The sequence below is a fragment of the Nonomuraea sp. NPDC049129 genome (assembly GCF_040648495.1).
GTDB lineage: Bacteria > Actinomycetota > Actinomycetes > Streptosporangiales > Streptosporangiaceae > Nonomuraea.
The window spans coordinates 63,721-82,365 of sequence record NZ_JBEZDU010000033.1 but is presented as its reverse complement, the minus strand read 5'-3'; the positions used below and the strand labels follow the sequence as shown (position 1 = coordinate 82,365).

At 70.7% G+C, this 18,645-nt stretch carries 20 protein-coding genes; 6 read left to right on the top strand and 14 right to left on the bottom strand.

Going from position 1 to position 18,645, the window contains the following annotated elements; genetic code table 11:
* The first annotated feature begins 58 nt into the window (after positions 1–58).
* Entirely contained in the window at positions 59–886 is an 828-nt protein-coding gene (locus tag AB0B64_RS53190; protein WP_357939251.1) for an alpha/beta hydrolase, read from the top strand.
* On the opposite strand, the gene AB0B64_RS53185 is transcribed toward AB0B64_RS53190, so the two are convergent.
* The 10 genes from AB0B64_RS53185 to AB0B64_RS53140 are packed head-to-tail and all read right to left on the bottom strand — an operon-like array spanning position 883 to position 11,152.
* A complete protein-coding gene (locus AB0B64_RS53185; RefSeq protein ID WP_358200814.1) occupies positions 883–1,827 on the bottom strand; it encodes a hypothetical protein in 945 nt (314 codons plus the stop codon). The two genes, AB0B64_RS53190 and AB0B64_RS53185, sit on opposite strands and share 4 nt — an antisense overlap.
* Complete coding sequence (locus AB0B64_RS53180; RefSeq protein WP_358200809.1) at positions 1,824–3,041, bottom strand: FAD-dependent oxidoreductase; 1,218 nt, start codon at positions 3,039–3,041, stop codon at positions 1,824–1,826. The genes AB0B64_RS53185 and AB0B64_RS53180 overlap by 4 nt, the downstream gene beginning before the upstream one ends.
* Positions 3,038–3,730: an SDR family oxidoreductase gene (locus tag AB0B64_RS53175; protein WP_358200800.1), complete on the bottom strand. Its 693-nt coding sequence runs from the start codon at positions 3,728–3,730 to the stop codon at positions 3,038–3,040. The genes AB0B64_RS53180 and AB0B64_RS53175 overlap by 4 nt, the downstream gene beginning before the upstream one ends.
* A complete protein-coding gene (locus AB0B64_RS53170; protein ID WP_358200791.1) occupies positions 3,727–4,491 on the bottom strand; it encodes a sugar isomerase domain-containing protein in 765 nt (254 codons plus the stop codon). Before AB0B64_RS53170 ends, AB0B64_RS53175 begins: the two co-directional genes overlap by 4 nt.
* Positions 4,488–5,342 (bottom strand): ROK family protein, encoded by an 855-nt coding sequence (locus AB0B64_RS53165; RefSeq protein WP_358200782.1) that lies wholly within the window; start codon positions 5,340–5,342, stop codon positions 4,488–4,490. The genes AB0B64_RS53170 and AB0B64_RS53165 overlap by 4 nt, the downstream gene beginning before the upstream one ends.
* Positions 5,339–7,339: a hypothetical protein gene (locus tag AB0B64_RS53160; RefSeq protein WP_358200769.1), complete on the bottom strand. Its 2,001-nt coding sequence runs from the start codon at positions 7,337–7,339 to the stop codon at positions 5,339–5,341. Before AB0B64_RS53160 ends, AB0B64_RS53165 begins: the two co-directional genes overlap by 4 nt.
* Positions 7,336–8,136, bottom strand: coding sequence for a carbohydrate ABC transporter permease (locus AB0B64_RS53155; protein ID WP_357939237.1), 801 nt, complete (start codon positions 8,134–8,136; stop codon positions 7,336–7,338). Before AB0B64_RS53155 ends, AB0B64_RS53160 begins: the two co-directional genes overlap by 4 nt.
* Positions 8,133–9,050: a sugar ABC transporter permease gene (locus tag AB0B64_RS53150; protein ID WP_357939235.1), complete on the bottom strand. Its 918-nt coding sequence runs from the start codon at positions 9,048–9,050 to the stop codon at positions 8,133–8,135. Before AB0B64_RS53150 ends, AB0B64_RS53155 begins: the two co-directional genes overlap by 4 nt.
* Positions 9,047–10,333 (bottom strand): extracellular solute-binding protein, encoded by a 1,287-nt coding sequence (locus AB0B64_RS53145; RefSeq protein WP_357939232.1) that lies wholly within the window; start codon positions 10,331–10,333, stop codon positions 9,047–9,049. Before AB0B64_RS53145 ends, AB0B64_RS53150 begins: the two co-directional genes overlap by 4 nt.
* A gap of 51 nt (positions 10,334–10,384) precedes the next feature.
* Positions 10,385–11,152, bottom strand: coding sequence for a GntR family transcriptional regulator (locus AB0B64_RS53140; RefSeq protein WP_357939230.1), 768 nt, complete (start codon positions 11,150–11,152; stop codon positions 10,385–10,387).
* Positions 11,153–11,260: 108 nt separating this feature from the next.
* Here AB0B64_RS53140 and AB0B64_RS53135 point away from each other — a divergent pair, with 108 nt between their 5' ends.
* The 3 genes from AB0B64_RS53135 to AB0B64_RS53125 all read left to right on the top strand — a co-directional run bounded on the left by AB0B64_RS53135 (position 11,261) and on the right by AB0B64_RS53125 (position 14,669).
* The gene (locus AB0B64_RS53135) at positions 11,261–12,685 is read left to right on the top strand and encodes an FG-GAP-like repeat-containing protein (protein ID WP_358200739.1); all 1,425 of its coding nucleotides are present in this window, start codon (positions 11,261–11,263) and stop codon (positions 12,683–12,685) included.
* A gap of 115 nt (positions 12,686–12,800) precedes the next feature.
* Positions 12,801–13,964 carry a histidinol-phosphate transaminase gene (locus AB0B64_RS53130; protein WP_357939226.1) on the top strand — a complete coding sequence of 388 codons (1,164 nt, stop codon included), beginning with the start codon at positions 12,801–12,803 and terminating at the stop codon, positions 13,962–13,964.
* A 111-nt stretch (positions 13,965–14,075) separates the two neighbouring features.
* Positions 14,076–14,669, top strand: a complete 594-nt coding sequence (locus AB0B64_RS53125) for a DUF305 domain-containing protein (protein WP_357939224.1) — start codon at positions 14,076–14,078, stop codon at positions 14,667–14,669.
* A gap of 9 nt (positions 14,670–14,678) precedes the next feature.
* Here the strand turns inward: AB0B64_RS53125 and AB0B64_RS53120 are convergent, their stop codons facing one another.
* Together AB0B64_RS53120 and AB0B64_RS53115 are read right to left on the bottom strand one after the other, a co-directional pair.
* Complete coding sequence (locus tag AB0B64_RS53120; RefSeq protein ID WP_358200725.1) at positions 14,679–15,122, bottom strand: protein-tyrosine phosphatase family protein; 444 nt, start codon at positions 15,120–15,122, stop codon at positions 14,679–14,681.
* A 19-nt stretch (positions 15,123–15,141) separates the two neighbouring features.
* On the bottom strand, positions 15,142–15,456 hold the full coding sequence (locus AB0B64_RS53115; protein ID WP_358200717.1) for a cupin domain-containing protein: 315 nt from the start codon (positions 15,454–15,456) through the stop codon (positions 15,142–15,144).
* Positions 15,457–15,527: 71 nt separating this feature from the next.
* Between AB0B64_RS53115 and AB0B64_RS53110 the strand changes: the two genes are divergently transcribed.
* Positions 15,528–16,520: a helix-turn-helix domain-containing protein gene (locus AB0B64_RS53110; protein WP_357939218.1), complete on the top strand. Its 993-nt coding sequence runs from the start codon at positions 15,528–15,530 to the stop codon at positions 16,518–16,520.
* Here the strand turns inward: AB0B64_RS53110 and AB0B64_RS53105 are convergent.
* Positions 16,417–17,259, bottom strand: coding sequence for an AfsR/SARP family transcriptional regulator (locus AB0B64_RS53105; RefSeq protein WP_357939217.1), 843 nt, complete (start codon positions 17,257–17,259; stop codon positions 16,417–16,419). The genes AB0B64_RS53110 and AB0B64_RS53105 overlap by 104 nt on opposite strands.
* A gap of 117 nt (positions 17,260–17,376) precedes the next feature.
* Between AB0B64_RS53105 and AB0B64_RS53100 the strand changes: the two genes are divergently transcribed.
* Positions 17,377–18,282: a hypothetical protein gene (locus AB0B64_RS53100; protein WP_358200702.1), complete on the top strand. Its 906-nt coding sequence runs from the start codon at positions 17,377–17,379 to the stop codon at positions 18,280–18,282.
* A gap of 59 nt (positions 18,283–18,341) precedes the next feature.
* On the opposite strand, the gene AB0B64_RS53095 is transcribed toward AB0B64_RS53100, so the two are convergent.
* The gene (locus AB0B64_RS53095) at positions 18,342–18,644 is read right to left on the bottom strand and encodes a metalloregulator ArsR/SmtB family transcription factor (RefSeq protein ID WP_357939213.1); all 303 of its coding nucleotides are present in this window, start codon (positions 18,642–18,644) and stop codon (positions 18,342–18,344) included.
* Position 18,645: the final 1 nt, after the last annotated feature.

The following is an 18,645-nucleotide window of genomic DNA, read 5'->3' as shown; positions in this document are numbered from 1 at the left end:
GACAGCGGTCCTTTGTGAAGCGACAGTTTCGGTCATCCGTACAACTTGTGGAGGCTGTATGAAGCTCGTCGTGGCCGTCATCATGGTCCTGCTGGGGATCATGGCCAGACCGGCCCAGGCCGCGGACACCATCGAAGCGCACTACAAGGTCGCGGGCCCCTGGGCGGTCACGACCGCCGACGCCCCGGGTTACAAGCTCTACTACCCGGCCGACCTCGGCGCCGGAGGCGTCAAGCATCCGATCATCACCTGGGGCAACGGCACGGGCGCCGTGCCCACGCAGTATTCCGGGTTACTCAACCAGCTCGCCTCCTGGGGCTTCGCCGTGGTCGCCTCGACCGACACCACGACCGGCACCGGGTCGGAGATGATCGCCGCCGCCCAATACCTGATCGCCAGGAACACCGACAGCTCCAGCGTCTTCTACGGCAAGCTCGACGTGACGAAGGTCGGCGCGGTCGGCCACTCCCAGGGCGCCGGCGGCTCGGTGAACACCGCGACCAAGTCCGGCGGCCTGATCGACACCGTCGTCCCCATCGCGCTGCCCGCGCCCATCTGGGTGGGTTCGGGAGACAAGTTCTATGTCGACCAGCTGGCCTGCCCGGTGCTGTTCGTCAGCGGCGCCAACGACACCCTCATCTCGCCCAACTCGGCCCTCCAGACGTACTACGGCCAGGTCCCGGGAGCGGCGGCGAAGGCGCAGCTCAAGGGCGCCGACCACAACACGATCCAGGGCACGGGCGGCGGCTTCCTCGGTTATGTGACGGCCTGGCTGATGTACCAGCTCCAGGGCGACACCTACGCCAGGGGCGCCTTCGCCGGCACCACCCCGGAGCTCAACACCAACGCCAACTGGCAGAACCAGGTGGAGAAGAACCTGCCCTAACGGCGCAGCGCGAAGGCGGCGCGCGGGTTGCCGATCAGCGCCGCCTTCGCCACCTCGCCCAGTCCCGCGGCCTCCAGCCGCGGCACGAATCGCTCCAGAAGGTACGTCAGGCCGGGCCCGCCGCCCAGGCTCGGCCAGTACGACCTGCGCGCCAGGTCCATCCCGAACAGCACCCGATCTCCCAGCCCGCGCTCGGCGAGCTCGGCGACGAGTGTGACGATCTCGCTGTCCGGGCCGTACTTGACGCGGCCCGGCCGGTCGAAGGCCAGATAGGCCCCTCTCTCCGCCAACGAGGCGAGATATCCGGCGTCGGGATTGTGGTCGATGTGCCCGAGCACCACCCGATCGGCCGCCACCCCTTCAGAGGCCAGCGCGTCGAGCAGCTCGTGTCCCATCGTGCCCTTGTCGCAATGGGTGACGACCGGCACCCCGGTCCGCCGGGCGGCGGCGGCCACCGCGCCGACCAGCCGCGCCACCCCGCGCCCGAACGAGTGGTACGCCGTGGCGATCTTGATGGCGCCCGCGCGGGCCGACGACCGCCGCACCAGCGGCCCCACCAGCCCGTATTCGTCCATGCCCTGGTCGATCTCGGCCACGAGGAGCTCCGTGATCTCGTCGACCGAGTAGCGGTGCATCCAGTGCATGTCGCTGTAGTAACCGCTCTTGTGGAACCCGGTCACCGCGATCACGTGCAGCCCGGTCCGCTCCGCCAGCTCCTTCATCAGGGACGGACTGCGGCCGAAGCCGAGCGGCGTCATCTCGACCACCGCGGAAAGGCCCAGCCGCTGCGCCTCTGTCACCTCCACCACGGCCGCGTCGAAGGAGTCGAGCCGGTAGTCCGGCTCGTTGCGCACCGGCCAGCCACCGGTCATGAACAGGTGCTCGTGCGCATAGGTGATGCCAAGCTCCTCGACATCTCCCAGCACGGTACGGACGGTCACAGAAGCGCTCCTTCTTCTCGCAGCCGCGTGCGCAGCAGCTCCACGTCCACCGCCGCGGGCTCCACCCCGGCCTGTACGGCCAGCGCCGCGGCCGTCCCCGCCGCCTGCCCCATCGCCATGCACTGCCCCATGGACCGGGCGGAGGCGTGAGCGTCGTGCGTGGCCGACAGGCAGCGCCCCGCCACGATCAGCCCGTCTACCTCGACGGGGAGCAGGCACCGGTAAGGGATGCCATAGGTGCCGAAGTCGTGGACGTACTCCCAGCGGGTGGCGGCCCCTGAGTCGTGGTCCTCGATGGGCGCGCCGCACCGCGCGATCGTGTCGGGAAAATCCCTCCCGGCCAACACATCATCAGAAGTCAGGACATATCGTCCGACCAGGCGGCGTGACTCCCGTACCCCGATACGTACGGACGTGCTGAGCAGCACGGCCGAGCCGTACCCCGGGACCTTCGCCCGCAGGAAGGCGACATAGTCGCGGACCTGCCGCCGCCCCACCCGCTCGGCCTCCGCCAGCTCGACCGGGTCGGTCGGATCGAGGCCGGTCACCCGCGTGAGGTTGGTGTGCACGATCCCGTCGTTCACGGTCCGGTGCACGGACCCCTCGCGCCTCGGCAGGTCGGCGTCGGCCATCAGCGCGTGCAGCTCCGCCGTGCTGGTGGCGGACAGATCGACCCCGCCGAGCCGGAACGTGGCCGTCATCGGCTGGAGCCGCATCCCGGGCCGTTCGAGGGTGGCCCCGGCCCGCCAGGCCACCTCGGCGTCCCCGGTGGCGTCGATCACCACCCAGGCCTTGACCAGGAACCGGCCGGCCACGGTCTCCACGACGACGCCGGTGCCCGGCACGAAGTCGCAGACCCTGGCGTGCAGGAGCGCGTCCGGGACCAGCTCGTCCCAGACCAGCTTGAGCTCCTCGGGCTCGTAGGTCACCCCGGTGCCCGCGCCGTAGGTGTTGGGCCGCTCGAAGGCGGCCCCGGCCTCGAAGAGCCGCTCGCACACCTCCCAGCCGACGCCGCCGACGACCCGCCGCGAGACGGGGCCGGGGGCGTAGAAGCCGTAGAAGGTGTCGAGCACCGCGGCACCCGTACCGCCGAGGAAGCCCGCCGACTCCACCAGCAGGCACGACGCCCCGGCACGCGCCGCCGCGACGGCGGCCGCGCACCCCGCGCTGCCTCCGCCCGCGACCACGACATCGCCTTCCCACAGGACGTTCATCGCAGGTGCCACCCTCCGTCGACGGGAATGACCGCGCCCGTGGTCCGTCCGGACGACGGGGACAGCAGCCACAGCACGGCCTGGGCGACCTCCTCCGGCTGGCACAGCTCGGCGCCGAGCGGCATCAGTGACGGCAGCTTGGCCTTGATCGCCTCGGAGGTCTGGGCGCGGCGGCTCATCGGCGTGGCCACCAGCCCGGCCGAGATCAGGTTGACCCGCACACCGTGCGGCGCCGCCTCGCGGGCCGCGGTCCTGATCAGCGGGATCAGCGCGCCCTTGGCCGAGGCGTAGGCCACGGTGCGGAAGTCGTCGTCGAGCGACGAGGCCAGCGCCGAGCCGATCACCACGATCGACCCGCCCTCCCGCATCGCGGGGATCGCCGCGCGCAGCAGCCGGAACACCGACTCGTGGTTGACCCGGTGCACCTCGTGCCACGCCGTGTCGGTGCACTCGACCACGCCGCCGTCGCCGAGCGAGCGGCCCGACATGCCGACCGCGTGCACGACGCCGGAGATCTGCCCGTGTGCGGCCGTCGCCTGGGCCAGGGCCTTCTCCGCGTGCCCCGGCGTGGTGATGTCGATCCCGCCGGCCAGGTCCACGCCGAAGGCGGCCCCGCCGGTGGCCTCGACCGCCGCCACGCAGGCCCGGCCGATGCCGCCGTCCGAGCCGGCCACCAGTACGGCGCTCATGGTTTCCTGAGCACGGCGGCGGCGCGGCGGGCGTGTTCGAGGTAGGCGGCCTCGAACAGCTCCTCCGAGCGAGGGCCGCCGACGAGCTTGGCGCTGGAGATGACCGGCGGGACCCAGCCGCCCGCGACGAGCAGTTCGGCGGTACGGACCTTGATCTCGTTGACCACGGAGACCGCGGCCAGCGTGCTGCCCGGACCGACCGGCTCGGCCAGCCCGTCGACGGAGCACAGCGCGTCGCCGACCGGGGTGCACAGGTCGATCACCACGTCGGCGTGGTCGGCGAGCCGGGTCCCGCTGGGGTGACCGGGTTCGACGGCCGTGGTCTCCCGCATCGACGTGACGGCCACCACGGGCAGTCCCGCCTTGCGCAGCCCCATCGCCATCTCGATCGGCACGGCGTTCAGGCCGCTGACGCTGAACACGATGGCCGCGTCGGTCGGCCGCAGCTCGAAGTTGGCCAGGATGGCGTCGGCGAGCCCTTCGACCCGCTCGATGAACATCGCCTGCCGCATCCCGTTCGACCCGGCCACCTGCGTGTAGAACGTCGTCGACAGGTCCACGATGGGGTGGAAGCCGGGATAGGAGCCGTAGCGGGGGAACATCTCCTCCACACCCATCCGCGAATGTCCGGTCCCGAACGTGTGCACCACGCCCCCGCCGCCGATGGCCGCGGCGGCCGTCCGAGCGGCCGCGGCGAGCGCGTCCTCCTGTGTCCGCTCGATCTCGCCGAGCAGGTCCATTGCGCGCCGTATCCATTTCATCCAGATCTCCTCCCGTAGAGCGCGGCACCGATCGCCCCGGCCATCGGGCCGAGTACGGCGGGTAGCACCGCGATTTCCCCGATGAGCGGACGTCGCCGCTCAAGTTCCTTGTCCAGGGCGGATCGCATGAGATCGAGCGCGCCGGAGATCCCGCCGCCCACGACCACCGTGCCGACGCCGAAGAACGCCGCCGCGTCGCCCAGCGCGATACCGAGCGCCCAGCCCGCCCTGGACAGCACGCCCAGCGCCCGCCCGTCGCCCGTCCTGGCGGCCTCGGCGACCTCCTTGGGCGAGCCGGAGCCGAAGGCCCGCACGATGCCCGGCCCGCCGGCGAACGTCTCCACGCAGCCCCGGTTGCCGCAGCAGCACACCGGCCCCCAGGGGGAGACCGTGACGTGCCCGATCTCGCCGAGATTGTCGCGCGGGCCGACGAGTATCCCGCCGCGCAGCGCCACCGCCCCGCCCACTCCGGTCCCGAGCACCGCGAACAGCACGTCGGGCAGCCCGCGAGCCGCCCCGAGGAGCAGTTCGGCGAGCCCGAACGCGCGGGCGTCGTTGACCACGGTCACCGGCGCCCCGGTCAGGGCGCCCAGCCGCGAGCCGACCGGATAGCCGTCCCAGTCGCCGGGCGGGTTCGGCACGAACAGCGCGGTCCCGGTGTCGCGGTCCACGTGGCCGGGCAGCCCGATCCCGATGCTCTCCACCCGGTGGGCGGCCAGCGAGGCCACGAACGTCATCGTCTCGTCGGGGTCCGGCGGCGTGGGGACGGTGCCCTCGCCGACCACCCTCTCGCCCTCCAAAACCACCCATTTGGTGTACGTGCCGCCGACGTCGATCCCGAGCCGCGTCACAGCCCGACCCTCAGGACTCGCGAGGCGAACCCGGCGTCCTCGGGCGCCGCGACCGGGCGGAACGGCTCGACGCCGAGCAGCCGCAGGTAGGCCAGCAGCGGCTGGGAGTGGCTGTGCAGGTTGGCGACGGGGTACGCCTGCATGGCCACGCCGAGGTCGGCCAGGTCCCAGGTGCGCCCCGGCCGCTCGGTCTCGGGCGCCAGGTAGGCGTCGGGGCCGGACAGCGTGCCTTCCCATACGTCCGGATAGGCAGCCGTATGGGCGGCCAGGGACATCCGGCGCCACCACTGCCAGCCCAGCTCGGGGGCGTGCTCGGCGGCGGCCCAGATCAGTGTCATGTTGATCGCGTACCAGATCGTGCCGACCCCGCCGGGGCCGTAAGCGCCCTTGTCGGGCCAGCGCAGCCGGGCGCCCAGCGGCGAATCGGCGGCGGAGGTCCGCTCGATCGTGTGCAACAGCTCCACAGCCCGCTCAGGAGGAGCGGCGCCGCACAGAATCGCCCAAGGCTGCACCTCCAGCCACAGGTCGGACTCCCCGACGATGGCTCCCGGGCCGTACGCGCGCCGATACCATCGGCCGTTCCACTCCCCCGCCACCAGCTCGCGCAGTTCCTCGCCGAGCTTGCGGGCCTCGGCGGCGGTCGCGTGGTCGCCGAGCCGCTCGGCCAGGACCGCGTAGCGGGGCAGGACCCAGGCGGCCATGGCGGAGTTCAGAACCGACTCGCCGTGGGAGATCATCAACTCGCGGTCCACCCCGCTCTCGGTGATGGCCATGTCGTTCCAGTCGGCGTTCAGTATCCGCAGGTGGCCGTGCTCTCCCCGGCCCACCACGTCGGTGAGGAACCTGAACTGCCGGCGCAGGTTCGCGCCGAGCGACACCGGCGCCGCCCCATGGACCGGGTGGTACGACACGGGGTCGCCGAAGGCCGCCAGGTCGCCCGTCGCGCTCAGGTATTCGGCCGCCAGCCACAGGGCCCACAGGTTCTGGTCCGAGGGCCGGAACAGGTCGGTCCATGGCTGCTTGTCCGGTCCGAGCGCATAGGGCAGGTCACCGTCGGGTCCGCCCCAGGCGCAGGTGTTGCGCAGCACGGACAGGGCCAGGTCCGGCTCGATGTAGACCAGCGGCAGGGCGTGCTGGAGCGGGTCGCGCGCGGCGCCGTTGAAGCCGTGCCGGAAGGAGTAGCACGAGCCCTGGTCGAGGGTGTGCCCGCCGAGCACGCCGTCGGCGCAGGCCGCGCCGGTCAGCAGCGCCGCGTGCCACGGGACCTCCCGCTCGGCCTCGGGCGCCCGCGCCGCGACCGCCCTCGGCAGCCGCTCGCGCAGCGCGGCGAGGCTGCTCGCGAACGCCCCCGTCACCTCGCCAACTCGGCCGTCCGTCTCGTCGTCCAGCAGCCCATATCGCAGCTCCAGCAGGCGCTCTCCGCCCGCCGCCAGCTCCAGGGGTACGGCCAGGCGGCCGGACCTGGTCCTGGGGCCGCCGACGAGCTCCAGCTCCAGCCCGGGATCCTCGGTCGGCTTCGCGCCGCTGATGAGCTCGACCCGGGCCGCCCCGGCCGTCCACTCCTCGGTCAGCTCCAGACGTACCGGCTCGTCCAGCAGGTTGCGCACGTGCAGCCGGATCAGCACCCACGGGTGCTCGCCCTCGGGGCACAGCACCGTGCGGTCCAGCGCCACTCGGTCGTCGGCGACCCGGACGATCGCGAACGTCGGCCCGAAGATCCGCTCCGATGTCGAAATATCGGTGGAAAGGGTGCCGACGCGCGTCACGCCGGTGCCACGGGTGAGCCACAGCAGGCCGGTGTGCTCGTCGAACAGGTCGCTGAGCCCGTAGTTGTCCGCGACCAGCGTGATCCGCCGGTTCCCGACATGGACGAAGTGCCGCCGGGTGAGCGGATCCAGGACGGGATCCCACTCCGCGCGCGGGTCGCTCTCCTGGTCCGTCGTGTAGGCGAAGGCGGGCAGCCCGTACGCGGTGGTCCATGCGCCGAACGCGCTCATTTCCGTACCCCTCCCAAGGTCAGCCCCGCCACGTAGTAGCGCTGCAGCAGGAACATCAGCACCAGCGGCGGCACCGCCGTGATCAGGGCCGCGGTGCTGACCAGGCCGATGCTGAAGTCGTACTCCGTCTGGAGCTGCGAGAGCCCCACGGGCAGCGGCCAGAGGCCGGGATCGTTGGCCACGATGAGCGGCCACAGCAGGTTGTCCCACTGCGCGAGGAACTGCAGCAGGAAGAGCGTGAGCAGGGCGGGCCGCAGCAGCGGCACTCCTATGCGGAGGAAGATCCGCAACTCGCTCGCGCCGTCCACCCGCGCCGACAGCAGCAGCTCATGCGGCAGGGCCAGGGCGAACTGGCGGACCAGGAACACCCCGAACGCGCTCATCATGAACGGCACGATCATCCCCTGGTAGGAGTTGATCCAGCCCAGCTGCTTGACGATGAGGTACATCGGCACGAGCACCACGATCGGCGACAGCGACAGCGTCCCCACGATGACCGCGAACAGCACCCGGCTGCCGGGGAACCTGAGCTGCGCGAGCGCGTATCCGGCGGCCGAGGAGAAGATCACTTCGAGGACGCCGATGCCGAGCGCGAGGATCAGGCTGTTGCGCAGGTAGACGGGGAAGCCGCCCTGGTCGAACAGCTGCGAGACGTGCGCGCCCAGCTGGGAGACGTCGAAGCCGAACCCGCCGAGATCGGTCGCGTCCGACGCGGACGAGACCGCGAACATCGCGTACACCGGCAGCAGCAGGACGGCCACGACCAGGGTCAGGATCGTGTTGCGGACCACCTTCACCCGTCATCGCCTCCCCTGAGCACCCTGAACTGCACGAGCGAGAGCGCCAGCATGGCCACCAGCAGGACCATCGCGATGGCCGAGGCGTAGCCCATGCGCTCGAACCCGAAACCGGTCGCCCACAGGTAGAGCGGCAGCACCTCGGTGGCGCCCGCCGGGCCGCCCTTGGTGAGCAGGAAGGCGGGCACGAACGACTGCATCGCCCCGACCACCGCGATGACCAGCACGAACAGCAGCGTGCGGCGCAGCAGCGGGAGCGTGATGCGGTAGAAGACCCGTATCGGACCGGCACCGTCGAGCGCGGCCGCCTCGAACACGCTCAGCGGCAACCCCTGCAACCCGGCGGTCAGGATGATCACGAACAGCCCGAGGTGCTTCCACGTCGTCATGATCACCAGGGCCCATAGCGCGAGCCCCTCGTCGGTCAGCCACGGCTTCGGCTCCGCTCCGACGAGCCCGATCAGCGCGTTCGCCAGGCCCTTGTCGGCGAAGATCACCGACCACACCATCGAGGTGGCCACCAGCGGCATCGCCGCCGGGATCATGACCAGCCCGCGGAGGAAGGCGTTGTAGCGGCCCGGCTTGCTCAGCGGTACGGCTATCGCCAGGCCGAGCACAATCGACGGGACCACGGACCCGATCGTGTAGAGGGCGGTGACCCGGGCCGAGTTCCAGAAGCCGGGGTCGCCGAGCATTCTGCGGTAGTTGTCCAGGCCGGTCCATTCGGGCGTCCCGGCGAAGTCGTAGCTGGTGAAGCTGAGATACACGGCCGCGACGAACGGCACGAGCCAGAAGACCAGGAAGTAGACCGCCGCGGGGAGGGCCAGCAGGCCGCCGGTACGCGCCTCCGCCCACCGCTGGCCCTTGCCCGAGACCTGCGTGACGGGCGGCACCAGTCGTAAGGAGACCGTCACAGCGTCATCCGCATGGCCTGGTCGAAGTCCGCCGCCGCCTGCTCGGGCGTCTTCTTGCCGAAGGCCACCGCGTCGGCCGCGTCGGTCAGCGCCTTGGCCATCTCGTTCCACACCGGCGTCTGCGGGCCGAAGTCGGCGTACGGGGCCGCGTCCGCCATGATGTCCAGCGCCTTCTGGTCGGCGCCCGACAACTTCTCCCAGCCCTTGACCGGGGTGAGGATGCTGGCGTCCTTGAGCTGCTTGGCCGCGACGTCCTGGCGCTGGAGGTAGTCGACGAAGTGCCAGGCGGTGTACGGCAGCTTCGACTGCTTGGCCACCGCCCAGCCCCAGGTGTAGGCCGGGGCGACCGGCTTGCCCGCGTCCCAGCGCGGCATCGGCGCGATGTCGAAGACGTTTCCGAAGGTCAGCTTGGGGTTCAGCGTCGGGAACAGGTCCATCGCGAACAGCCCGGAGACCAGCATGGCCGCCTCACCAGTGGCGAACAGCCCGAAGCCGGACAGCGGGCTCGACAGCTTCGGGTTGCCCAGGCTCCCGTAGTAACGCAGCGCCGCGACCCCCGCGTCAGTGGCCAGCGTCGCCTTGGCGGCGTCGGGGCTGAGTATCGTGCCACCCTTCCCCTTGACCAGGGCGAGCAGCTGCATCAGCGTCCACTGCGGATTGCCCAGGATCCACTGCAGGCCCACCTTCTTGCCGTCGGCCGAGGTCAGCCGCTTGCTGTATTCGGCGACCTCCTCCCAGGTCGTGGGCGGCTTGTCCGGATCCAGGCCGGCTGCCGCGAACCTGTCCTTGCGGTAGTAGAGGTAGCAGATCGTGTAGTCGGTGGGGACGCCGTAGAGCCTGCCCTCGTACGACAGCGAGCTGATCGCGTGCTCGTCGTAGTCCTGGACCAGCGCCTTCTCGTCGGCTACGCCCATGGCCTTGGGGATGATCGGGGCCAGCCGTCCCTTGCGCGCGTGACCCGGGATGGTCCAGCCGCCGATCCTGAACAGGTCCGGCGGCACGTCACCGGCGAAGGCGGTCAGCAGCTTGGCGTCGAGCTTGTCCACGGGCACGTAGAGCGGGGTGATGTCGACGCCGCCGAACTCCTGCATGTAGCCGCGCAGCAGCGGGGTGAACACCGCGTCGTACGCCTTGGTCTGGTGCAGCCAGACGGAGATCTTCCCGCGCGGCACGCCGTCGGCGGGCACCGTGGCCACCGGATCGGAGCCGCAGGCGGCCAGCAGGCCGGACGCCGTGGTCAGTGCGGCGGTCTTGAGCAAGTTGCGCCGGGTCATCATGGACATGCTCAACCTCCGGAACGGCGATGCCGTCCAGGTAGATGACTGTTTGGGGGGTTACTGGCCCATCAGGGCGTTCTTGGCGTCGTTGAGCTCCACGGAGAACACGGCGAAGTCGCCGCGCGCGTGGCGGATGGTGTATTCGAGCGCGACACCGCTCTCGGTGCACGTGTTGCGGGCGGTCGCGAGCAGGGCCGCGGCCATGGGGACGCGCAGCAACTCGGCGAGCCGGTAGTCGGCGTTGACCGCGCCGATCGTCTCCCTGCCGCTCGCGGGGGACAGTCCGTACTTCACCCGCAGCAGGTCGTAGAGCGAGCCGGTCAGGTCCTCGTCGAGGATGCCGGGCACCAGTTCGGCGGGCAGGTGAGCGCTCTCCAGCATGCAGGGCGCGCCTTCGAGCAGCCGCAGCCGCTCGACGAAGACGATCTGCTCCGTCTCCCTGACACCGAGCGCCACGGCGACCTCGGCGCCCGCCGGTTGCAGATGGGCCTTGAGCACCTGCGTCGTCGGCCTGCGGCCGAGCCGCGCCATCGTCTCGGTGAAGCCGACCGGGCCCGCACCCAGCTCGGGGGCCACGGCCAGCGGCGCGGTGTAGGTGCCGCTGCCCTGCCTGGCCACCAGCAGGCCCTCCTGCACCAGGTCGCCGATCGCCCGGCGGGCCGTCGCCCGGCTCACGCCCGCGTACGCCATGAGGTCCTTCTCGGCGGGGATGGGCGTGTCGGGCTCGCAGTCGCGGATGGCCGCCCTCAGGCGCTCGCGCAGTTGGTAGTAGAGCGGCACCACGGCTGACGGGTCGAGGGCCAGCCGGCGTTCCCAGTCGGTCATACGCTCACGTCCTAAGTTGTACGGACGACCGTATCTTTTCCGCTCGACCCGGATGGTGTCAACCACTCGTTGTGTATCGTGCTGAGGTCGAGCGCCGGTGGAGGGTCTGTGCGGGGCGTCATGTGTACGGTGATCTGCGCGTCTCTCGTGCTGGGCGGCGCCGAATCCCGGCCCCACGAGGACAACTCCCGCTCCGCTGCGACCTTGCCAAGCACCACCGCCATGGTCGACTTCAACCGTGACGGTTTCGAGGACTACGCGGTCTCGGCCCCGGCGGGCACGGTCGGCCACATCCTCAAAGCCGGATATATCGCCATCTTGTATGGCGCGGCCGGTGGCGTAGATCCCGCTCGGCGCCGGATCCTGCACCTCGACAGCTCCAATGTGGCGGGCGATCCCGTGGCCGGGGACGCGTTCGGGGCCCGCACCGCCGCCGGTGACTTCGACGCCGACGGCTACACCGACCTGGCGGTCGGCTCGTACAACCCCTTCGAGCTGGACCGGCGGTTCGTCACCCTGCTGTGGGGCGGCAAGGACGGCCTGGCGCTGGGCACCCCGCTGGTCGACCCCCCGCGCACCGACGTCCCGCCGGACCTGGTCGACCGTACCGAGGGCCGGGAGCTTGCCGTCGGCGACTTCGACGGCGACGGCAAGGACGACCTGGCCGCCACCAGCGAGCGGGGGCTGGTGAACGTCTTCCACGGCCCGTTCCCGCGTGACGGCCGCCCGGCCCGCAAGGTCGTCCTGGACCGGACCTACGAGCAGCCGACCAGGCTGGTCGCCGGCGACCTGACCGGCGACGGCAAGGACGACCTGGTCACCACGCACGCCTGGGAGGAGACGGCCGAGCCGTCCCTGTTCTGGAAGGGCGGCCCGCAGGGGCTCGCCGGGCGGCCGAGGCGGCTGGACGCGGCCGCCACCGGCACCGTGGGCGACCTCGACGGCGACCACTACGGCGACCTGGTGCTGCGCGTCATCCCCAGCGGCTTCGTCGACACCCTGAAGGCCGACAAGGGCACCATCAAGGTCCTGTACGGCTCGCCGGACGGTCCCGGCCGCCGTACCCGCACTCTCACCCAGGACAGCCCCGGCGTGCCGGGGAGCGGCGCGCGAGGTGACCAGTTCGGCTTCGACCTGGCCGCCGGGGACGTGGACGGCGACGGGTACGCCGACATCGCCGCGGGTGTACCCGGCAAGGCCGGCGGCGGCGCCGTGCTGCTGCTCAGAGGCGGCAGGAGCGGCCCGACCGGGGCACGCCTGTTCACCCAGGCCAGTCCGGGCGTCCCGGGGACCGCCGAAGACGGGGACCGGTTCGGCGCCTCCGTCAGCCTGCGCGACCTTGACGGCGACGGCCGCGCCGACCTCGGCGTGGGCGCCCCCGGAGAAGACGGCAAAGCTGTGAAGACCGGCGCGGCGTGGGTGCTGCCCGGTTCACCCGGCGGCTTGACCACCGATGGCGCCCTCTCGTTCGACCCGGCCGCCATCCAGGCGTCCGACACGGGCTCCCACCTGGGAATGTGGTCCGCCAAATAGGGCCGACAGCGAGCTGCCCCGGCGTAGGCGCGGTCCGAAAGATCAGTTTCGGCTGAACCGACTCCCAAAGCCCCGCGTACCTACTCACGTCCGGACACGTGCCCCAGGAGGTGTCGTGGAGCTCAGCCTTTTGCGAGCGCAGGCGCACAGCCCTTCGTACTTCTCACTGCTGCGCGGATCATCGGGACAGCTTGCCCCGGTGGACTTCTGCATCCCGTGTAACCCTTACTTCCCGACCCCGGAAATATTCGAGCATCTCGGGAGAAACCTGGAGACGATCCTTAAGTTCTATCCGAGCGACGCGGACACGATCACCGCGGAGCTCTGCTCCACCCTCGGGCTCCACCCCAAGACGGTCGCGATGGGAAACGGATCCACCGAGCTGATCACCTGGATCGACCACCTGCTGGTGAAGGAGAGCCTGGCGGTGCCGATCCCCACCTTCGGCCGCTGGACCGACCAGCCGATGGAGACCGGGAAGCGGGTCGACATGTACCCGCTGATGGAGGGCCACAATTTCGGCCTCGACGTCAATGACTTCGTGCGCTTCGTCCGCATGCGCGGCTCCCGCGTGGCGGTGATCTGCAATCCCAACAACCCCGACGGCGGGTACCTGCCCAAGCACGAGGTCCTGCGCCTGCTCGACCTGCTCATCGACCTGGACCTGGTGATCGTCGACGAGTCGTTCGGCGAGTTCGTGGACGCCGAGCCGTATCCGGGCGTGGCCGCGGAGGCCGCGGTCCGGCCCAACGTGATCGTGCTCCGCAGCCTGGGCAAGAACTTCGGGCTGCACGGCATCCGGTTCGGCTACATGGTCGCCAACCCGGCGCTGGCCGGGAAGGTACGCGACGCGCTGCCCAAGTGGAACCTCAACTCGTTCGCCGAGGTCGTGGTGTTCATGATGAAGCAGTGCCGACCCGAGTACCAGGAGAGCCTCAGGCGGCTCGCCCAGGACAGGCGGGCGATGTTCCACCAGCTCAGCGCGATGCCGGAGCTGACCGTCTACGCCTCGCAGGGCAACTTTCTGCTGGTGAAGCTGCCCCCGGGACATGACGGGGTGCCGCTGCGCGACCACCTGCTGTCCGAGCACGGTGTGTACGTCCGCGAGTGCGGCAACAAGCTGGGCACGACCAGCCAGTTCCTTCGCCTGGTGGTCCGGCCGCAGGAGGACGTACGCCGCTTACTGGTCGGCATGACCCAGTATCTGTACTCCGGCAGCCTGCACGAGATCCCCGTCACCGGCCTGCACCATCGAGCCGTGAACCCGTTGTCCGCCTGACTCACCGGCGGAAACCCCACATTCGTGGTGCCGCGCCCGTCCACCCGGGCGCGGCACCCGGCCCTACCCAGTAAGCCGACTGGACCGAGAAGGGACCGCGTCGCGGTGCGCATGAAACGCAAGATCTCCTACACCGCCGCCACGGGCACACTCGCCCTGCTCACGGCGTGCGGCGGCAACGACATGACCGGCCAGGACGGCAGGTCGGGTGGCGCGCTCGGCGCCGCCACGTCGGCCGCGTCACCGTCGGTCGTGTTCAACGACGCCGACGTCATGTTCACGCAGATGATGATCCCGCACCACGAGCAGGCGGTGGAGATGGCCGGCCTGGCGCCGTCCCGCGCGAGCGACATCGAGGTCACGGAGCTCGCCGAGAAGATCAAGGCCTCCCAGGAGCCGGAGATCCAGACCATGAAGGGCTGGCTGACGGCGTGGAACAAGCCCGAAATGTCCAGCCATGTGGGTCATGAGATGCCGGGTCTCATCTCCGAGGAGGCCATGGAGCAGCTCAGGAAGGCCAAGGGCAAGAAGTTCGACAAGCTGTTCGCCCGGCACATGATCGTGCACCACAACGGCGCGATCGAGATGGTCCGTACCCAGGAGGCCGAGGGGGCCGACCCCAAGGTCAAGAAGGTGGCCACGCACATGGCGACCCACCAGCGGGACGAGGTCGCCCAGCTCCAGACGATCGTCGACCGCCTCTGAGCCGGACGCTCATCCCACCGGGAAGCGTGTCACCCACCTGCGTTGCCACGGGGTCTCGACCGCCCGCCGGTTGTGGTGCTCCCGTGTCCAGGTGATCGCCTCAGCCGGGGACAGCCCGGACAGTACGGCCAGGCAGGCGATGACAGTGCCGGTACGGCCGACGCCATGTCCACAGGCCACCTCCACCTGGCGACCGGCCTTGGCCTGCTCGTGCAACGAGCGGATCAGGCCGACCGCGCCGTCGCGGTCGCGCGGCAGCAGGAAGTCCGGCCAGTCGATCCAGTCGTGCGGCCACGACAGCCCGGCCCCGCCACGCCGCCGCAACTTCGAGGTTCCCAGGTAGAGGCCGTAGTCGGGGGCGGGCCCGGTAGGCGGCTCGTTTAACAGGCCACGGCCGCGAACATAAATTCCATCGGGGAGGCGGATCGCTCCCACAAGCTGCGAGTCGGTCATGTCCCCATTTTTGCCCCTCTCAGCCGACCAGGAGGTTGATACCGAGCATGCGCGCCCCCGTCTCGGTCCGCGGCTGGTGACGGCTGCCCGCGGCGAACACCACGTAGCTTCCCTCCCTGTACCGCGTCTCGCCCTCGATCACCTCGCCGCTGAGCACGTAGTAACGCTCCTCCCCCTCGTGTACGTCCACCTCGGGCCACTGCGTGCCGGGGGCAAAGTCGATGAGCCAGCCCCGCGCCAGCCCGGTCGCGGTGAGCCGCCGCCTGATGATGCCGGGCGCCACCTCCACCGGCTCCACGTCGTCGATGTGCACTGCCTGCCGGTCCGTTTCCATGCCGCCATCCTGGCGAGCGCGACGGGCATCCACCCAGTGCCAGAAAAGACGTCATGGAGTACTTTTCTGCCATGTCATCAGAGCATCGCGTCGTCGCGCTGGCCAGCCCGCCCCAGGCGACGTTCGAGCTGAGCTGCGCCGCAGAGGTGTTCGCCACCGTACGGCCCGGCCTGGCCCGCCCCTACGACTTCCGCGTCTGCGCCGAGACGCCGGGACCGGTGCCCACCCTGGCCGGTTACTCGATCACGGTCACCGAGGGCCTGGCCGCGCTGGAGAGCGCCGACACGGTCGTCATCCCCGGCTGGCAGACCCGCACGGCCTCGGGGGCCGTACTCTCCGCGCTCCGCCGGGCGCACCGGCGCGGCGCGCGGATCGCCGCCATCTGCTCGGGCGCGTTCGTCCTGGCGCAGGCCGGGCTGCTCGACGGACGGCGGGCCACGACACACTGGCGGCTGGCGGCCGAGCTCGCGGAACGCTTCCCCGCCGTCCCGGTCGATCCCGACGTGCTGTACGTGGACCACGGCGACGTCGCCACCAGCGCCGGCACCAGCGCAGGGATCGACCTGTGCCTGCACCTCGTACGGACCGACCACGGCGCCGCGTACGCCGCGAAAGTGGCCCGCCACATGGTCATGCCGCCGCATCGGGAGGGCGGGCAGCTCCAGTACGCCATCGCGCCATCGCGCGGCCGGGCGCCCGACTCGCTCGCGCCCCTGCTGGAGTGGGCGGCGGAGCGGCTCGGCGAGCCACTGACCGTCGACGACCTGGCGGCCCGCGGCGGTGTGTCGACCCGGACGCTGGCCCGGATGTTCACCGCCCAGCTCGGCACCAGCCCCGGGCAGTGGGTGCTCGCCCAGCGGATCGCCGGGGCGCGGGCGCTCCTGGAGGAGACGGACCTGTCCGTGGACGCGATCGCCGCCCGGGTGGGCCTCTCTTCGGCCACGAACCTCCGCCGGCGCTTCAACGACGCCCTGCGCACCACCCCCGCCGCCTACCGGCGCGCCTTCCACCTGCGCACGCGGACCGAGCCACCGGCCTCAAGTACGCGGGTGCGGCCGGAATAGGCCGGTCCAGGACCGGATCCTGCCTCAGCACGGCCACCTCCAGCTCCCGCAGCGGCTGGCTGGGATGAATGCCCAGCTCGTCGACCAGGGTGCGGCGCAGCCGTTGGTAGACGGCCAGCGCCTCACCCTGCCGACCGGCCCGATACAGCGCGAGCATCAGCTGCGCGTGCACCTGTTCGTGGAGCGGATGCTGCCTGCTCAGGTCCGTCAGCTCGGGGACGAGCTGCCGATCATGCCCGAGGGCCAGCCGCGCGTCGATGAGGGCGTGGCGCGCCTCCAGCAGCAACTGCTCCAGCCGCTGGGCCTGCTCGTCGAACCAGGCCAGCCCGGCCAGTTCGGCCAGCGGCGCGCCCCGCCACAACGCCACCGCGGCCCGCAGGCGGTCGGCCCGCACGTCCGGCGCCCCGGTCTCCATTCCCTGCCGGATGAGACGCTCGGCGGTCTGGACATCGGTGGCCTCCCGCTCGCCGAGGTCCAGCAGGTAACCGGGCCGACGGGCCGTGATCGCCTCCCGGCGGCCGAGCACGCCGCGCAGGTAGGAGACGTGGGACTGCACGGTCGTGGCGGCCGAGGCCGGCGCCGTCGTACCCCAGACCGCCTCGACCAGGAGATCGACGCTGACCACGGCACCGGGCCGCAGCGCCAGCGCGGCGAGCACGGCCGTGCGGCGAAGCCCCCTCACCCTTCGCGGGACGTCGTCCACCAGCACGTCCACCGGCCCCAGCAGTCTCACCCGCATGCCTGTCCCCCTTCCGCACCACCAGCCCCCGTCGTCATACCCCGTTCCAGCCTGGTTGGAGCTCCATTACAGCCCGTGATGGCACCCTGACGGAGTTTCCACCCAGGAGGGATCAACATGAGGGTGACCGTCAAACCCGGCCTGTCGGCCAGGACACGCATAATCAGGACAATCGGCGGGCTCTTCGCCCTGGTCATGGCCATGGTGGGCCTGGTGGCGACACCGGCCTCCGCCGCCGTCGCCCACACCATCTGCGCGCTCTCCCCGGGGAGCGCGGGCGTGTGGCGCTACGACGACGATGGCACCAGCTGGACGCAGATCGGCGGGCCCGCAGGGAAGCTGTACGGCGGCGGCTTCGGCCTGTTCGCCACGTCGCCCGACGGCAGCGGCATCTGGCGCTACCTGAACTCGCCCAACCTCTGGCAGAACGTGGGCGGCCCCGGCCTTACCTGGTCTGTCACCAAAAACGCCCTCTACGGCCTCGCCCCTGACCGCAGCGGCGTGTACAAGTGGAACGGCGCCGGCACCAGCTGGACCCAGATCGGCGGCCCGGCCAACTGGCTGTACGGCGGCGGCTTCGGCCTGTTCGCCACCTCCCCGGACCGCAGCGGCATCTGGCGCTACCTGAACTCGCCCAACCTCTGGCAGAACGTGGGCGGCCCCGGCCTTACCTGGTCCGTCACCAAAAACGCCCTCTACGGCCTCGCCCCTGACCGCAGCGGCGTGTACAAGTGGAACGGCGCCGGCACCGACTGGACCCAGATCGGCGGCCCGGCCAACTGGCTGTACGGCGGCGGCTTCGGCCTGTTCGCCACCACCCCGGACCGCGGCAGCATCTGGCGCTACCTCAACACGCCCTACGCCTGGCAGCTCGTCGGCGGCCCCGGTTGGGACTGGGCGGTCACCAACGGTGACATCTACGGCCTGAGCCCTGACCGCAGAGCCGTCTACAAGTGGACCGGCTCGGGCACCAACTGGGTCCAGGTCGGCGGCCGGGCCGAGCAGATCGTCCCCTGCCCGTAACGGGTACCGTGCACACGAACCATGGGCTCGTGTGCACGGCACCACAGTCCGCGTGGGAATCACCAATCGCCGCCCAGCGCCTCCTTGGCGGCCGCGATGCGATCCTCGTTACGCCGGTAGAACACCCACTGCTTGATCTTCTTCCCGCGCACCAGCCCCGCCCCGCTGAGCACCTTCAGATGCCCGCCGCAGGTCGGCTGGCTCACCCCGAGCTTCTCCGCGATGAACAGCGAGCAGACCCCGTCCTCGACCAGGTCGCCGTCACGCTGCGGCCGGAAGTGCCGTTCGGGCTCGCGCAGCCACTCGAGGATCAGCAGCCGCTTGTCGTTGGCCAGCGCCTTGACCAGGTCCACATCCAGCACC

Coding starts and splice junctions, on each gene's coding strand:
- AB0B64_RS53190 (WP_357939251.1), top strand. CDS start 59: ATGAAGCTCGTCGTGGCCGTCATCATGGTCCTGCTGGGGATCATGGCC.
- AB0B64_RS53180 (WP_358200809.1), bottom strand. CDS start 3,041: ATGAACGTCCTGTGGGAAGGCGATGTCGTGGTCGCGGGCGGAGGCAGC.
- AB0B64_RS53175 (WP_358200800.1), bottom strand. CDS start 3,730: ATGAGCGCCGTACTGGTGGCCGGCTCGGACGGCGGCATCGGCCGGGCC.
- AB0B64_RS53170 (WP_358200791.1), bottom strand. CDS start 4,491: ATGAAATGGATACGGCGCGCAATGGACCTGCTCGGCGAGATCGAGCGG.
- AB0B64_RS53160 (WP_358200769.1), bottom strand. CDS start 7,339: ATGAGCGCGTTCGGCGCATGGACCACCGCGTACGGGCTGCCCGCCTTC.
- AB0B64_RS53145 (WP_357939232.1), bottom strand. CDS start 10,333: ATGTCCATGATGACCCGGCGCAACTTGCTCAAGACCGCCGCACTGACC.
- AB0B64_RS53140 (WP_357939230.1), bottom strand. CDS start 11,152: ATGACCGACTGGGAACGCCGGCTGGCCCTCGACCCGTCAGCCGTGGTG.
- AB0B64_RS53125 (WP_357939224.1), top strand. CDS start 14,076: ATGAAACGCAAGATCTCCTACACCGCCGCCACGGGCACACTCGCCCTG.
- AB0B64_RS53120 (WP_358200725.1), bottom strand. CDS start 15,122: ATGACCGACTCGCAGCTTGTGGGAGCGATCCGCCTCCCCGATGGAATT.
- AB0B64_RS53115 (WP_358200717.1), bottom strand. CDS start 15,456: ATGGAAACGGACCGGCAGGCAGTGCACATCGACGACGTGGAGCCGGTG.
- AB0B64_RS53110 (WP_357939218.1), top strand. CDS start 15,528: ATGTCATCAGAGCATCGCGTCGTCGCGCTGGCCAGCCCGCCCCAGGCG.
- AB0B64_RS53105 (WP_357939217.1), bottom strand. CDS start 17,259: ATGCGGGTGAGACTGCTGGGGCCGGTGGACGTGCTGGTGGACGACGTC.
- AB0B64_RS53100 (WP_358200702.1), top strand. CDS start 17,377: ATGAGGGTGACCGTCAAACCCGGCCTGTCGGCCAGGACACGCATAATC.